The organism is Bradyrhizobium sp., from assembly GCF_019244115.1.
Classification (GTDB): Bacteria; Pseudomonadota; Alphaproteobacteria; order Rhizobiales; family Xanthobacteraceae; genus Bradyrhizobium.
Genome location: NZ_JAFATE010000717.1, coordinates 1 through 13,426 on the forward strand (window position 1 = coordinate 1; position 13,426 = coordinate 13,426).

General features: G+C 63.8%; 14 protein-coding genes. 6 read left to right on the top strand and 8 right to left on the bottom strand.

Annotated elements, in window-relative coordinates:
- From JOZ76_RS30840 to JOZ76_RS30860, 5 genes are all read right to left on the bottom strand, one after another.
- On the bottom strand, positions 1-581 hold a 581-nt coding region (locus tag JOZ76_RS30840), incomplete at its 3' end, for a 3-hydroxyacyl-CoA dehydrogenase NAD-binding domain-containing protein (protein WP_291705184.1).
- Between the two features lie 94 nt (positions 582-675).
- On the bottom strand, positions 676-1,620 hold the full coding sequence (locus tag JOZ76_RS30845) for an electron transfer flavoprotein subunit alpha/FixB family protein (RefSeq protein ID WP_291705174.1): 945 nt from the start codon (positions 1,618-1,620) through the stop codon (positions 676-678).
- Positions 1,621-2,370: an electron transfer flavoprotein subunit beta/FixA family protein gene (locus JOZ76_RS30850; RefSeq protein ID WP_291705175.1), complete on the bottom strand. Its 750-nt coding sequence runs from the start codon at positions 2,368-2,370 to the stop codon at positions 1,621-1,623.
- 159 nt (positions 2,371-2,529) lie between these two features.
- Positions 2,530-3,102 carry a cob(I)yrinic acid a,c-diamide adenosyltransferase gene (locus JOZ76_RS30855; RefSeq protein WP_291705176.1) on the bottom strand — a complete coding sequence of 191 codons (573 nt, stop codon included), beginning with the start codon at positions 3,100-3,102 and terminating at the stop codon, positions 2,530-2,532.
- A 30-nt stretch (positions 3,103-3,132) separates the two neighbouring features.
- Positions 3,133-3,327 carry a twin transmembrane helix small protein gene (locus JOZ76_RS30860; protein ID WP_291705177.1) on the bottom strand — a complete coding sequence of 65 codons (195 nt, stop codon included), beginning with the start codon at positions 3,325-3,327 and terminating at the stop codon, positions 3,133-3,135.
- A 124-nt stretch (positions 3,328-3,451) separates the two neighbouring features.
- Between JOZ76_RS30860 and JOZ76_RS30865 the strand changes: the two genes are divergently transcribed.
- Entirely contained in the window at positions 3,452-4,345 is an 894-nt protein-coding gene (locus JOZ76_RS30865) for a YihY/virulence factor BrkB family protein (RefSeq protein ID WP_291705178.1), read from the top strand.
- Here JOZ76_RS30865 and JOZ76_RS30870 read toward each other — a convergent pair.
- Positions 4,272-5,507, bottom strand: a complete 1,236-nt coding sequence (locus JOZ76_RS30870) for an ATP-binding protein (RefSeq protein WP_441300134.1) — start codon at positions 5,505-5,507, stop codon at positions 4,272-4,274. The genes JOZ76_RS30865 and JOZ76_RS30870 overlap by 74 nt on opposite strands.
- An 86-nt stretch (positions 5,508-5,593) precedes the next feature.
- Complete coding sequence (gene gluQRS, locus JOZ76_RS30875; RefSeq protein WP_291705179.1) at positions 5,594-6,463, bottom strand: tRNA glutamyl-Q(34) synthetase GluQRS; 870 nt, start codon at positions 6,461-6,463, stop codon at positions 5,594-5,596.
- A gap of 131 nt (positions 6,464-6,594) precedes the next feature.
- On the opposite strand from gluQRS, the gene JOZ76_RS30880 reads away from it, so the two are divergent.
- The 4 genes from JOZ76_RS30880 (at position 6,595) to JOZ76_RS30895 (ending at position 11,266) form a co-directional block, all read left to right on the top strand.
- The gene (locus JOZ76_RS30880; protein WP_291705180.1) at positions 6,595-7,242 is read left to right on the top strand and encodes a DNA-3-methyladenine glycosylase family protein; all 648 of its coding nucleotides are present in this window, start codon (positions 6,595-6,597) and stop codon (positions 7,240-7,242) included.
- Positions 7,243-7,332: 90 nt separating this feature from the next.
- Positions 7,333-8,424 carry a DUF2855 family protein gene (locus JOZ76_RS30885; protein ID WP_291705181.1) on the top strand — a complete coding sequence of 364 codons (1,092 nt, stop codon included), beginning with the start codon at positions 7,333-7,335 and terminating at the stop codon, positions 8,422-8,424.
- Positions 8,425-8,500: 76 nt separating this feature from the next.
- On the top strand, positions 8,501-10,264 hold the full coding sequence (locus tag JOZ76_RS30890; RefSeq protein ID WP_291705182.1) for a flavin-containing monooxygenase: 1,764 nt from the start codon (positions 8,501-8,503) through the stop codon (positions 10,262-10,264).
- Between the two features lie 27 nt (positions 10,265-10,291).
- Entirely contained in the window at positions 10,292-11,266 is a 975-nt protein-coding gene (locus JOZ76_RS30895; protein WP_291705186.1) for a peptidyl-alpha-hydroxyglycine alpha-amidating lyase family protein, read from the top strand.
- A 187-nt stretch (positions 11,267-11,453) separates the two neighbouring features.
- Here JOZ76_RS30895 and JOZ76_RS30900 read toward each other — a convergent pair whose 3' ends face one another.
- Positions 11,454-12,431, bottom strand: a complete 978-nt coding sequence (locus tag JOZ76_RS30900; protein WP_291705183.1) for a tripartite tricarboxylate transporter substrate-binding protein — start codon at positions 12,429-12,431, stop codon at positions 11,454-11,456.
- Between the two features lie 169 nt (positions 12,432-12,600).
- Here JOZ76_RS30900 and JOZ76_RS30905 point away from each other — a divergent pair, with 169 nt between their 5' ends.
- Positions 12,601-13,158 carry an HNH endonuclease gene (locus tag JOZ76_RS30905; RefSeq protein WP_291705187.1) on the top strand — a complete coding sequence of 186 codons (558 nt, stop codon included), beginning with the start codon at positions 12,601-12,603 and terminating at the stop codon, positions 13,156-13,158.
- Positions 13,159-13,426: the final 268 nt, after the last annotated feature.

Here is a 13,426-nt window from a genome sequence, read left to right on the forward strand (position 1 = left end):
ATGCGGTTGACGATGAAGGCGGGAAAATCCTCCGAAACCGCGACCTGCTTGCCAAGCTTGCTGACGAACTCCTTGGACGCGTCAAAGGTCTTGTCGTCGGTGGCGATCCCCCGGATCAGCTCGACCAGTTCCATCAGCGGCACCGGATTCATGAAATGAATGCCGATGAACCGCTCTGGCCGGTCGGTCGCGGCGGCAAGCCGGGTAATCGAGATCGAGGAGGTATTGGAGGCGATGATCGCGTCCGGCTTCAGGACGGCGCAGACCTCATGGAAGATCTTGCGCTTGACCTCCTCCTTCTCGGTCGCGCTCTCGATCACGAGATCGCAGTCCGCAATCCCGTCCAGCGTGTCGGTCGAAGCGATCCGGCCGAGCGCCTGGGCCCGTGCATCCTCCGAAATGACCTTCTTGGCGACCTGCCGCGACAAGTTGCCGTTGACCGTGGCCAACCCGGACTTGAGGCGATCGGCGGACACGTCGTTGAGCACCACGTCAAAACCGGCCAGCGCCGCCACATGCGCAATCCCGTTGCCCATCTGGCCCGCACCGATCACGCCGATCTTCTTGATCATCGAAGTCATCTCGTCATTGTCGGCGGTCAGCGCATGTCGCACCCGCCTGGCCCCCAATATATGACCGGCCGGAGCGAGTTGCATCCGGCCGGCGGTCTTAACGTTATTTTCCGAGCTTGCCGAGCGCCTCGGTCAGTTCGGGGACGACCTGGTAGAGGTCGGCGACCAGACCATAGTCGGCGACCTGGAAGATCGGTGCGTCCTCATCCTTGTTGATGGCGACGATGACCTTGGAATCCTTCATGCCAGCCAAATGCTGAATTGCGCCGGAGATGCCAATCGCGACATAAAGTTCCGGTGCGACCACCTTGCCGGTCTGTCCGACCTGCCAGTCATTCGGCGCGTAGCCGGCGTCGACCGCCGCGCGCGAAGCACCGACGCCGGCGCCGAGCTTGTCGGCCAGCGGCTCGATATATTTGGCAAAGTTTTCGCGGCTCTGCATGGCCCGACCGCCCGAGACGATGATTTTCGCCGAGGTCAGTTCGGGACGGTCGCTTTTGGCGACCTCCTCGCCGAGGAAGCTCGACAGCCCGGGATCCGCCGCCGCGGTTGCATTCTCGACCGCGGCGCTGCCGCCCTCGCCGGCCGCGGCGAAGGTCGAGGTGCGCACGGTAATGACTTTCTTGGCGTCCTTCGACTTCACAGTCTGGATCGCATTGCCGGCATAGATCGGCCGCTCAAAGGTGTCGGGCGCGATCACCTTGATGATTTCGGAGACCTGCATGACATCGAGCAGCGCCGCCACGCGCGGCATCACATTCTTGAAGCGCGAGGTCGCGGGCGCCACGAAGGCCTCATAGGTCGGGGCGAGCGACACGATCAGCGCGGCCAGCGGCTCTGCGAGGTCATGGGCGTAGACAGCGTTGTCGGCCAGCAGCACCTTCTTGACGCCCGACAGTTTCGACGCGGCATCCGCCGCGCCCTTGGCGTTCTCCCCGGCGACCAGCAGATCGACGTCGGCACCAAGCGCCAGCGCCGCGGTCAGCGCCTTGTTGGTCGCGTCCTTGATCTGCGCGTTGTCGTGTTCAGCAATCAAAAGCGTAGTCATTTAGAAAACCCCGGCTTCAGTCTTGAGTTTCGCAACGAGTTCGGCGACGTCCTTGACCTTGACGCCGCCCTTGCGGCCGGGCGGTTCGGCGGTCTTCAGGATTTCCAGATGCGGCGTGAGATCGACGCCGTAGTCGGACGCGTTCTTGTCCGCGATCGGCTTCTTCTTCGCTTTCATGATGTTGGGCAGCGAGGCGTAGCGCGGCTCGTTCAGCCGCAGGTCGGTCGTGACGATAGCCGGCCCCTTGAGCTTGACGGTCTGCAAGCCCCCATCGACCTCGCGCGTCACCTTGAAATCCGATCCGTCGACTTCGAGCTTGGAGGCGAAGGTGGCCTGGGACCAGCCGAGCAGCGCGGCAAGCATCTGGCCGGTCTGATTGGAATCGTCGTCGATCGCCTGCTTGCCGAGGATGATGAGGCCCGGCTTCTCCTCGTCAGCGACGGACTTGAGGATCTTCGCCACCGCCAGCGGCTCGACCGCACCCTCGGCCTTGACCAGGATGCCGCGATCCGCGCCCATGGCAAGGCCTGTCCGGATCGTTTCGGACGCCTGTGCCGGCCCGATCGAGACCACCACGACCTCGGTCGCCTTGCCCGCCTCCTTCAGCCGCAGGGCTTCCTCGACGGCGATTTCGTCGAACGGATTCATGGACATCTTGACGTTGGCGAGTTCCACGCCCGACCCGTCGCTCTTGACGCGGACCTTGACGTTGTAGTCGACGACCCGCTTTACCGGTACAAGAACCTTCATCGATCTTCTTTCGCTAAACTAAGTGGGATTGGCCTGCCTCGCTTGTCGGCTTTGCTCTTAGGCTTGGGCGCGGAACCTAATGGTCCTGCCACCCCCGGTCAACGCGCGCTGCGGCCAAAAATGGCCCTGCAGGCCGGTCCGGAGCCGGAGAGCGGGACGTTAACGGTTCTGGCCGGGCACCCAAAGCACGTCGCCTGCGCCATGATCATTGGCCGCGCGGCTGGCCACGAACAGGAAATCAGACAGCCGATTCATGTACTGGATCGCGGCGTCGCCGACCGGCTCGTCCGGCTTGGCCGCCAGTTCCACCATGATGCGCTCCGCTCTACGGCAAATCGTCCGCGCCAGATGCAGATGGGCCGCGCCCGCCGTGCCGCCCGGCAGCACGAAGGACGTCAACGGCGCAAGATCTGCGTTGAGCGCATCGATCTCGTGCTCCAGCCGCTCGGCCTGACTGGACAGCACGCGCAACCGCTCAGCCTTCCCTTCGCGCTGGGGAACCGCGAGGTCCGCGCCGAGATCGAACAGATCGTTCTGGATACGGCCGAGCATTGCGTCGAGCTCGCCCTGCTCTTTCAGATGCAGCCGCGCCACCCCGATCGCCGCGTTGGTCTCGTCGACGGTTCCGTAGGCGGTCACGCGCAGATCGTATTTCGGGCGGCGCTCGCCGCTGCCGAGCGCCGTGGTGCCGTCGTCGCCGGTGCGTGTGTAAATGCGATTGAGGACCACCATGGCAGGCTTTCCTGTCCCTCGATATACCGTTCAGCGGCCCATCGCCCAGACCGCGAGCATGGTGATGACGATGGCGACGAACTGCAGCAGCACGCGCATCCGCATCAGCTTCTGCGAGGTGTTCGGCGACCCGCCCCGCATCATGTTGACGAGGCCCATCAGGAGCACCAGCGCAACCGCGGCAACCGCGATGGGAAGCAATATCTTACTGAGAAAAACCGTCATCGTCGCTACATAACACCGTGCGGCCTGCAGCGCCATCGGCGATGAGAAGGTTGAGTTTCAAGCGGCGTACGGGCTTTGTATCCATTATGATCGATGTTGACCGCTCTGCCGGCCGAGGTGAAAGGTGAGGCAGCTTCGCTATATCTTCGATGTCAGCCTGGATGCGTTCTACACCTTCCTGGCCGACGACGGCTGGGCCATCGCAAGCCACATCGCGCTGTCGACGCTGATGGCGATGTTTCCGTTCCTGATCGTGCTTACCTCGCTTGCCGGCTTCTTCGGCTCCAAGGAACTGGCCGATCAGGCGACGGCGCTCATGCTGGAGACCTGGCCGAAGCAGGTGGCGGACGCGCTGTCCGGCCAGCTTCACGACGTGCTCACCACGACCCGCACCGACGCCTTGACCATCGGTGGCGTGCTTGCGGTCTATTTCGCCTCCAACGGCGTCGAGGCCCTGCGCGTCGCGCTGAACCGCGCTTACGCGGTGGTCGAACCGCGCCGCTGGTACTGGCTGCGGCTGGAATCGATCGGCTATACGCTGGTGGCGGCGCTCGCCACGCTGCTGATGTCCTTCCTGATCGTGCTCGGGCCCCTCATTCTCGAAACGGCGCGGCAATACATCCCGCTCATCGTCGAGACCAACGAGCAGTTTCTCAACTGGTCGCGCTACTCGACGGCGATCTCGGCGATGATCGTCGCGCTGTTCATCCTGCATGCCTGGCTTCCCGCGGGCCGACGCGGCTTCCTGCAGATCCTGCCCGGCATCGTCTTCACGCTGATCGGCTCACTGGTCTCGGGCATCATCTTCGGACAGTATCTCGCGCGCTTCGCCAACAACTACGTCACCATGTATGCGGGCCTTGCCTCGGTCGTGATCGCCTTGGTCTTTCTGTATTTCATCGCCGCGATCTTCGTGTATGGCGGTGAGCTCAACGCGGCCATCATCAAGTCGCAGCTGCCGCACGGCGTCTCGCTTCAAGCAGCGCAGTCGCTAGGGCACGCGGAGAAACAGGCTTGACCAGGAAGGCATCGGCGCCGGCCGCGCGCGAGGCCGCCTCGTCGTCGCCGCGGCCCGACAGTCCGATGATCGCGATCGCCCCATGGGGCGGCGCAAGGCCGCGAATGCGCCGGATCGCCTCGATGCCGTCTATGCCCGGCAACACCATGTCCATCAGCACGGCATCGAAGGCGCCCTGCTCGATACGCTCAACGGCGGCTTCGCCCCGTCCGACGAACTCCGCCTGATGGCCGAGTTCGCCGAGGATGGTATTGAGCACGACACGCCCGAACGGATTGTCCTCGACGCCGAGGATGCGCAGCCTTGCCGCGGGCTGGCGCGCATCATCGTCTTCGCCGTTCGCGCCCCGAGATGGCGCCGCGTCGGCCCGGCTTAGGGCAACGGTCAGCGTGAACACGGTCCCCCCGCCCGGGCGCGGCCTGACCGCGACGTCTCCGCCCATCGCGCGCGCGAGCTGCTTGACCGACGACAATCCGAGCCCCGCGCCGCCGAACCGCGAGGCGATCGAGACATTGGCCTGCGAGAACGGCCGGAACAGCCGCTTGATTTCCGCAAGCGTGAGGCCAATGCCGCTGTCGGACACCGCAAAGGCAACGCCGATTGCGCCCTTCGCAGCCCGCGCCGGCTCGACCTTCAGCGCGACGCTGCCTGTTTCGGTGAACTTAATCGCATTGTCGATCAGGTTCTCAAGCGCGGCGCGCAGCCGTACCGGATCGCCGGTCACCAGCGAGACCAGCTTTTCCGAAATCTCAACCGCTGATTGCAATCCCTTGGCGGCGGCGCGGCCAGCCAGCGAGTCGCCGGCATTCTGCGCCAACGCGCGCAGATCGAACAGATCCTGACGCAGGTTGCTCGGCGCAGTCGTCTGCTTGGCGGCGTCGACGAACAGCGTGGCAAGGCTCGCCAGATGCTCCGCGCCCGCCTTGATGGTATCGACCCAGCGCCGCTCGCGCTCGCCGAGCTCAGAGGTCGCCAGGAGATCGCTGATCGCAAGAATACCGGTCAGTGGCGTGCGAACCTCATGAGCGAACACCGCAAGCGCCGTTTCAACCATGCCGGGCACACTGCCATGCTTGCGTGCTTTGCCTGCCAGCACGCGTTTTTTCACAGGCCGTTTTTTCGCTGGCGCTGCCTTGCGCCGCAAATGCGATTTTGCCGCCATGCTCCCCCTTAGCCTCAAGCGATCACAGCATGGCACGGCAGGGCCGGTGGAGTCACTTGGGCGTTTCGAGTTGTTCCCCCGAGGAATCACGGCAAATCTACCAGGAGGCGAATATCGGCTGGCCTGGCGCCGGCAGCCCGCAACTCCCGCAGCCCGGTCGAACCCGTCGATTTGGACAGCTTGCCGCCCAGAGCATCGCGAATCAGCCGATGATGCCGGTAAATCGGCACGGGCAGGCCGAGCAGATGCTGCAACAGCCGGTGCACGGCGGTTGCATGGAACAGGTCCTGCCCGCGGACCACCTCCGTGACGCCCTGCAGGGCGTCGTCGATCACGACCGAGAGATGATAGCTGGTCGGCACCTCCTTGCGGGCGAGGATCACATCGCCCCAGGCTTGTGGATCGGCGACGACAGTGCCGGTCTCACTTCCCGGTCCCTCGCCCCGCTCGATCCAGCTGAGTTCGCCGGCCGCCGCGCACGCCGCGGCCATATCGAGTCGCAGCGCATAGCGCGCGCCCTGTTCGATTCGGCGGGTGCGCTCATCTGCTGACATCAGCTTCGCAGCACCAGGATAGAGCGGCGCGCCGTCGGGATCGCGCGGCCAAGTGCCCGCCGTCTCGCGCTGCGCGACCAGCCTTGCAACCTCGGCGCGACTCTCGAAGCTTGGATACACCAGGCCCTGCGCCATCAATCGATCAATCGCCGCGCGGCAATCGTCGAGGTGCTCCGATTGCCGTCGGACCGGCTCTTCCCATGACATGCCGAGCCACGCGAGATCCTCGTAGATCGCAGCCTCGTAGTCCGGCCGGCAGCGCGCCGGATCGATATCCTCGATGCGCAGCAGGAAGCGGCCACCGGTCTCGCGCGCCAGGTCGAAATTCAACAGCGCCGAGTAAGCGTGGCCGAGATGAAGATAGCCATTCGGGCTTGGCGCAAATCGGAAAACGGGTGGCATCTTCAACACTCGTCATGTCCGGACGCCCGATCCCGAGGAAATCGAGAGGCCGGCAATCCGTGCTTCAAGAGTCTGCTACGATATGACATGCATGCTCGGGCCAAAACCGCGCACGCCGAATGAATGACGCAATGACCGTTCACCTCGACAGCCAGGACGACCTGGAAGACGCCATCCACGCGCTCGTAAAACAGGATACACGGCTGAAGCCGATCCTCGAGATCGCCGGGATGCCGGCCTTGCGGCGGCGCGAGGCGGGCTTTGTCGGCCTCGCCCATATCGTCTGCGGCCAGCAATTGTCCACCGCCTCGGCCGCCGCGATCTGGGCGCGCCTCTCCGCCGCCTTCGATCCGTTCGACCATCATGCCTGCCGCCGCGCGCGCGCCGAGCGGCTCGGACGGCTCGGGCTCTCCGCCGCCAAGATCAAGACGTTGAAGACCATCGCGCGCGAACTCGCGGCCGAGCGGCTCAACCTGGATGTCCTGGCCGAGGAAGATGCCGACGCCGCGCATCGTGCGCTGACCTCCCTGCACGGCATCGGCCCATGGACCGCCGATGTCTATCTGTTGTTCTGCCTTGGACATGGCGATGCCTGGCCCACCGGCGACCTTGCCGTGCAGGAAGCGATCCGCATCGGGCTCGGCCTCGAGACCCGTCCGAACCCCAAGCAGATGGCCTCGATCGCCGAACCGTGGCGGCCGCGGCGCGGCGCCGCGGCACATCTGTGGTGGAGTTTTTATCGCGCGATGAAGAAGCGCGAAGGCGTCATCGGCACGTAACAAAGCTAACAGCGTTTCAAACTTTGTTGCCGTTGCCAGGCGATGCGGCATGCGCGAAGAGATCGCACGACACAACGGCGAAGCACGGACATGATCTCCAGGGATTTTGTAGTCGCGCGCGATGCACTCGAACAATGCAAGACCATCGAGACGGAACTGCCCGATGCCGATGCCTTGCCGTCCGAGGCGTTGCTGGTCAAGGTCGAGCGTTTCGCCTTTACCACCAACAACATCACCTATGCGGTGGCCGGCGACGAGCTGAAATACTGGCAGCTGTTTCCGGCGCCCAAGGGTTTTGGCAACATCCCGGTGTGGGGCTTTGGCGAGGTGATCGCCTCGCGGCATCCGGGCGTCGCCGCGGGCGAGCGGCTGTTCGGCTATTTCCCGATGGCGACGCATCTTTTCATCGAAGCGACCGACGTCTCCAAACGGGCCCTGCGCGACGGCGCCGCGCACCGGCAAGTCGCGGCGAGCGTGTACAACACTTACGCCCGCGTTGGTCATGACGCCGCCTTCGCCGGACGGCGGGGCGATCATCAGGCACTGCTGCGGCCACTGTTCATGCTGTCCTTCATGGTCGACGACCATCTTGCCGAGAACGATTTTTTTGGCGCGCAGACGGCGATCCTCTCCTCGGCGTCCAGCAAGACCGCGTTCGGACTGGCGCACCTGATCCACTCGCAGCGCGACAGCGTCACCGTGATCGGGCTGACGTCGGCTTCCAATGTCGATTTCGTCAAATCGCTCGGCTGCTATGACGAGGTCCTGACATACGATCAGGTGACGTCGGTCCCTTCCGTAACGCCCGTCGTCTACGTGGACATGGCGGGCAACAGCCGCTTGCGCGAGATGCTGCACCGGCATTTTGGCGAAGCCATGCGATATTCGGGGCGGATCGGTCTCACGCATCGTGCGACCTCTCCGGATGAGCCGGACCTGCCGGGGGCCAAGCCAAGATTCTTCTTCGCACCGGACCAGATGCGCAAGCGCGCCCGGGAATGGGGACCGGGCGGTATCGATCAACGTTTTGGCACGGCCTGGGCCGGCTTTGCGCCAAAGCTCGACAAATGGATCGATGTTGTCGAAAGCCGGGGAGCGGAGGCCGTGCAAAAAGTCTACCTCGACACGCTCGCGGGGCGCATTCCGCCCGCTCAGGGCCATATGCTCTCGCTGCTCGACTAAAGCGCTTTTGGCCGCACCGCGAACAGTATAGCGTCGTCCCCCGCAATGGCCGCACAGACGGCCACGGGAAACGCCGATGCTCGACAAGACGGACGACATTTCGCTTCAGGTCGAATGCTGGCTCGCGCAATTCGAGCATGCGCTCACCGACGCCGGCGACCTCACATTGCTGTTCCATCCCGACAGTTTTTGGCGCGACGTGCTGGCGCTGAGCTGGACCATCAAGACCCTCAATGGCGCCGACGCCATCCTCAGGGAACTGCCGGGCGATGCAAGGAGCGCCCGGCCAATTGGCTTTGCGATCGCGCCCAACCGCGCCCCGCCCCGCCGGGTGACGCGTGCCGGCATATGCGCCATCGAAGCAATCATCAACTTCGAAACCGCGCTCGGCCGCTGCAGCGGCATCATTCGCCTGATCGGCGATGCCGCCGCCGACAATCGGCTGAAGGCCTGGACCCTGCTGACCGCACTGGACGAACTGAAAGGCTTTGAAGAGCAAGTTGGCGCGATGCGCCCGCGTGGAGATTCCTATTCGCGCGATTTCCGCGGCCCCAACTGGCTCGATCAGCGCGAGGCCTCCGCGGCCTACGCCGATCGCGATCCGACCGTCCTTGTGGTCGGCGCCGGGCAGGCCGGACTTGCGATCGCCGCACGGCTGACGCAGCTCAAGGTCGATACCCTGATCGTCGAGCGCTGGCCGCGGATCGGCGACAACTGGCGGCGCCGCTATCACGCGCTGACGCTGCACAACCAGGTGCACGTCAACCACCTGCCCTACATGCCGTTCCCGCCGAACTGGCCGGTCTATATTCCGAAGGACAAGCTCGCCAATTGGTTCGAGGCCTATGTCGATGCCATGGAGTTGAATGCCTGGACCGGCATCGAGCTCGAAAGCGGCAGCTACGATGAAGCGCAAGGACGCTGGACGGTGGTGCTGCGACGCGTGGACGGCACGACGCGCACGCTGCATCCGCGCCACATCGTGATGGCGACGGGCGTCAGCGGCATTCCGAACCTGCCCGACATTCCCTCGCTGAAGAAGTTTTCCGGCCAGGTGCTGCATGCGAGCCAGTATGACGACGGCGAGAACTGGAAGGGCCGGCGCGCGCTCGTGATCGGCACCGGCAACTCCGGCCACGACATCGCGCAGGATCTGCATTCCTCCGGCGCCGAGGTCACGCTGGTGCAGCGGTCCGCGACGCTGGTGACCAATATCGAACCGTCTGCGCAGCTTGCCTATGCGAACTACGGCGACGGCACGCTCGAAGACAACGACCTGATCGCCACATCGATGCCGCTCGCGCTGGCGAGGCGCTCCCACCAGATGCTGACCGAGCAATCGAGGCAGCTCGACCGGGTGCTGCTCGACGGCCTGACGCGGATCGGCTTCAAGCTCGATTTCGGTGAAGACTCCACCGGCTGGCAGTTCAAATACCTCACCCGCGGCGGCGGCTACTACTTCAACGTCGGCTGCTCCGATCTCCTGGTCGAAGGGGCAATCAGGCTCGCACAGTTCTCCGATATCGAGAGCTTCGTTGCAGAAGGAGTGCGAATACGGAATGGCGAGACGATCAAGGCCGATCTCATCGTGCTGGCGACCGGCTACAAGGGCCAGCAGCACCTTGTGCGCAAACTGTTCGGCGACGACGTTGCTGATCGCGTCGGGCCGATCTGGGGCTTTGGCGATGCCCAGGAGTTGCGCAACATGTTTACGCGCACGGCGCAGCCCGGCCTGTGGTTCATCGCCGGCAGTCTCGCGCAGTGCCGCATCTATTCCAAATATCTGGCGCTGCAGATCAAGGCGATCGAGGAAGGGCTGCTGCCCCGCGCCACGGACTGACGGGAGAGAGACATGATGGACCAACGCGTGCAAACCGTCCTCGGCACAGGCGAACATCGCTACCGCGTGGTGCAGAACTGGGCAAAACTGCCCGCTGGCTGGCAACTCACTGACGTCGCTTCCGTCGCGGTCGACAGCAAGGACCGCATCTACGTCTTCAACCGCGGCGAACACCCGGTGATCGTGTTCGACCGCGACGGCAATTTTATCAAGAGCTGGGGCGAGGGCCTCTTTGCCCGTGCCCATGGCCTGCACATCGATGCCGACGACAATCTCTATTGCACCGACGATGGCGACCACACCGTGCGCAAATGCTCCCCGGATGGCAAGGTGCTGCTCACGATCGGGCTGCCGCACAAGGCGGCGCCTTACATGAGCGGCGAGCCGTTCCATCGCTGCACCCACACCGCGCTCTCGCCGAAGGGCGAGATCTATGTCTCGGATGGCTACGGCAATGCCCGCGTGCACAAGTACACGCCCGACGGCAGGCTGATCGCGAGCTGGGGCGAGCCGGGCAGCGATCCCGGCCAGTTCAACATCGTGCACAACATCGCAACCGATGCTGATGGTTTCGTCTATGTCGCCGACCGCGAAAATCACCGCGTGCAGGTGTTTGACGGCAACGGCCGCTACGAGACGCAATGGAACAACCTGCACCGGCCCTGCGCGCTGTGCCGCTGCGGCGGCAGAGCGCCGAGCTTCGTCATCGGCGAGCTCGGCCCGGGCATGTCGGTCAATCTCAAGGTGCCCAATCTCGGCCCGCGCCTCTCCATCGTCGATGCGAGGGGCCAGCGCATGGCGCGGCTCGGCGGCGAGTACGGTCCGGGCCTCGAGGCCGGCAAATTCCTCGCCCCGCATGGCCTCGCGCTGGATTCCCGCGGCGACATCTATGTCGGCGAGGTCGGCGTGACCAACTGGAAGACCAGCTTTCCCGACACCGAGATGCCGGCCGAGGTTCGCACCCACCGCTGTCTGCAGAAACTGGAGCGGCTTTCGGCATAAGCGCCCAATGTCGTCATTCCGGGGCAATGTCATCCGGTCTGCGCAAGGCGCGGACAGATGACATTGAACCCGGAATCTCGAGATTCTCTGGTGCGCAATTGCGCACCATAGTTCGCGTCTTCGACGCGCCCCGGAATGACGTAAGTTGAATTGGATTGCTTCGCTTGGCTCGCAATGACTCAACTGATCAATCCACCTTGATGCCCGAGGCCTTGATGATCAGCCACCAGCGCGCGGCCTCGGATTTCTGCAGGGCCCGCAGCGCGTCCGGCGCCTGCTGATCGATCGCTGAGATCTGGATGCCGAGTTCGTCGAAGCGCTGCCTGACCTGAGGATCGAACAGCACCCGCGTCATGGTCGCGTTGAGTTCCGCAACTACCTCCTTCGAGGCGCCCTTCGGCACCCACAGGCCGTACCAGAGCGAGGCGAAAAACCCTTTCAAACCGGCTTCGTCCGCGGTCGGAATTTTCGGCAGAGACGGCAGCCGCGCGCGCCCCGTGATCGCGAACGGCTTGACGCTGCCGGCCGCGAGCAGGCCCCTGAAATTTGAGGCCGGCTCGATCATGAAATCGATCTGCTCGGCCAGAAGGTCCTGCATCGCCGGTCCATTGCCGCGATAGGGCACGAACTGGAATTTTGTGCCGGTCTCCTTCTGGAACGAGATGCCCGCAAGATGGCCGGTGGCGCCGACCCCAGCGATGCCGACCGAGGCCTTGTCCGGATTGGCCTTCAGCCAGCCAATCAGCCCGCTCAGATCATCGGCCGGCAGGTTCTTGCGGCCCACGATCAGGAGCGGCTCGCTGCCGATCAGGATGATCGGTTCCAGGTCGTTGATGAGATCGAAAGACAGCGGATAGAGCCCGCCGGTCAGCATGTGCGTGGTCGAGGTTCCGATCGAAAGCGTATAGCCGTCGGGCGCAGCGCGCACGGCGCGGGCCACGCCGAGGCTGCCGGCGGCTCCCCCGACATTCTCGATGATGATCGGCTGCCCCAAAATCGCCCGCATTCGCTCAACCAGATAGCGCGCCAGCGTGTCGGTTGCGCCGCCGGCCGGAAACGGCACGATCATCGTGATCGCGCGCGCCGGATAGTCCTGGGCGACCGCCGCCGGTCTAGCGAAAAGCCCCGTCAGTGCGACAGCCGCCGCTGTCAGCAATCGTATCATGATGCCCTCCTCCTCCCCCTCCTCCGGCGCCGTTTTCGGCGCTCTGGCGTGCACCGCACGCGGGACCCATGTGCGGGATAAGCTCTTCTCAGCTCTTCACAATCCCGTCACGCTGCATGTAGTATGTCAACTCATGCTGCTTCGCAGCCGTGAGGGTCAGGAGCGTTATTTGAACGCACATGTCTCGCAAGGCGGTTGGCCGGTGTTGGTGCTGAATGCGGACTTCCGGCCGCTGAGTTATTACCCGCTGTCGCTCTGGTCCTGGCAGGACGCGATCAAAGCGGTTTTTCTCGATCGCGTGAACATCGTCGAATTCTACGACCGGGCAGTGCGAAGTCCGAGCTTCGAAATGCAGCTCCCCAGCGTGGTCTCGCTGAAGTCGTTCGTCAAACCGTCCACCCACCCCGCTTTCACCCGTTTCAACGTTTTCCTCCGCGACCGCTTCGTCTGCCAATATTGCACCTCGCCTGACGATCTCACCTTCGATCACATCATCCCGCGCAGCAAAGGCGGCCAGACCACCTGGGAAAACGTCGTCGCCGCCTGCTCGCCCTGCAATCTGAAAAAGGGCAACCTGACGCCGCAGCAGGCGAAAATGTTCCCAAGGCAGGCGCCCTACGCGCCCACCGTGCACCAGCTGCACCGCAACGGCCGGCTGTTTCCGCCAAATTATCTGCACGACAGCTGGCTGGATTATCTCTATTGGGACACCGAACTCGATCCGTAGCCGCTCGTGCTTTTTCGTTGTTTTTGCGGCGGTTGGTCGGGACAAGATCAGTGGACGTAGCTTCGCGTTCTCGCGGCGCCTGATGCCCGAGCTTTGCGTCGTTCGCCGCCCTCCAAGATCGGAGGGCGCAGGGAAGGCCGCATAGGCGTTAAGTTTGGTCTTGCGTATTGGAAACGCTCGTGATTCCAACACGAGATGAGTCACGAATCACTTGTAAACGAAGACTGGACGAGAGTGGTTTCCCGGCTTGGCGGGGCTTCGCAGCTTG

Excerpts from the sequence above, each read along its gene's own strand:
- JOZ76_RS30870 (WP_441300134.1), bottom strand. The coding sequence starts at position 5,507 with ATGGCGGCAAAATCGCATTTGCGGCGCAAGGCAGCGCCAGCGAAAAAA.
- gluQRS (WP_291705179.1), bottom strand. The coding sequence starts at position 6,463 with ATGCCACCCGTTTTCCGATTTGCGCCAAGCCCGAATGGCTATCTTCAT.
- JOZ76_RS30900 (WP_291705183.1), bottom strand. The coding sequence starts at position 12,431 with ATGATACGATTGCTGACAGCGGCGGCTGTCGCACTGACGGGGCTTTTC.
- JOZ76_RS30880 (WP_291705180.1), top strand. The coding sequence starts at position 6,595 with ATGACCGTTCACCTCGACAGCCAGGACGACCTGGAAGACGCCATCCAC.
- JOZ76_RS30850 (WP_291705175.1), bottom strand. The coding sequence starts at position 2,370 with ATGAAGGTTCTTGTACCGGTAAAGCGGGTCGTCGACTACAACGTCAAG.
- JOZ76_RS30860 (WP_291705177.1), bottom strand. The coding sequence starts at position 3,327 with ATGACGGTTTTTCTCAGTAAGATATTGCTTCCCATCGCGGTTGCCGCG.
- JOZ76_RS30890 (WP_291705182.1), top strand. The coding sequence starts at position 8,501 with ATGCTCGACAAGACGGACGACATTTCGCTTCAGGTCGAATGCTGGCTC.
- JOZ76_RS30885 (WP_291705181.1), top strand. The coding sequence starts at position 7,333 with ATGATCTCCAGGGATTTTGTAGTCGCGCGCGATGCACTCGAACAATGC.
- JOZ76_RS30855 (WP_291705176.1), bottom strand. The coding sequence starts at position 3,102 with ATGGTGGTCCTCAATCGCATTTACACACGCACCGGCGACGACGGCACC.
- JOZ76_RS30845 (WP_291705174.1), bottom strand. The coding sequence starts at position 1,620 with ATGACTACGCTTTTGATTGCTGAACACGACAACGCGCAGATCAAGGAC.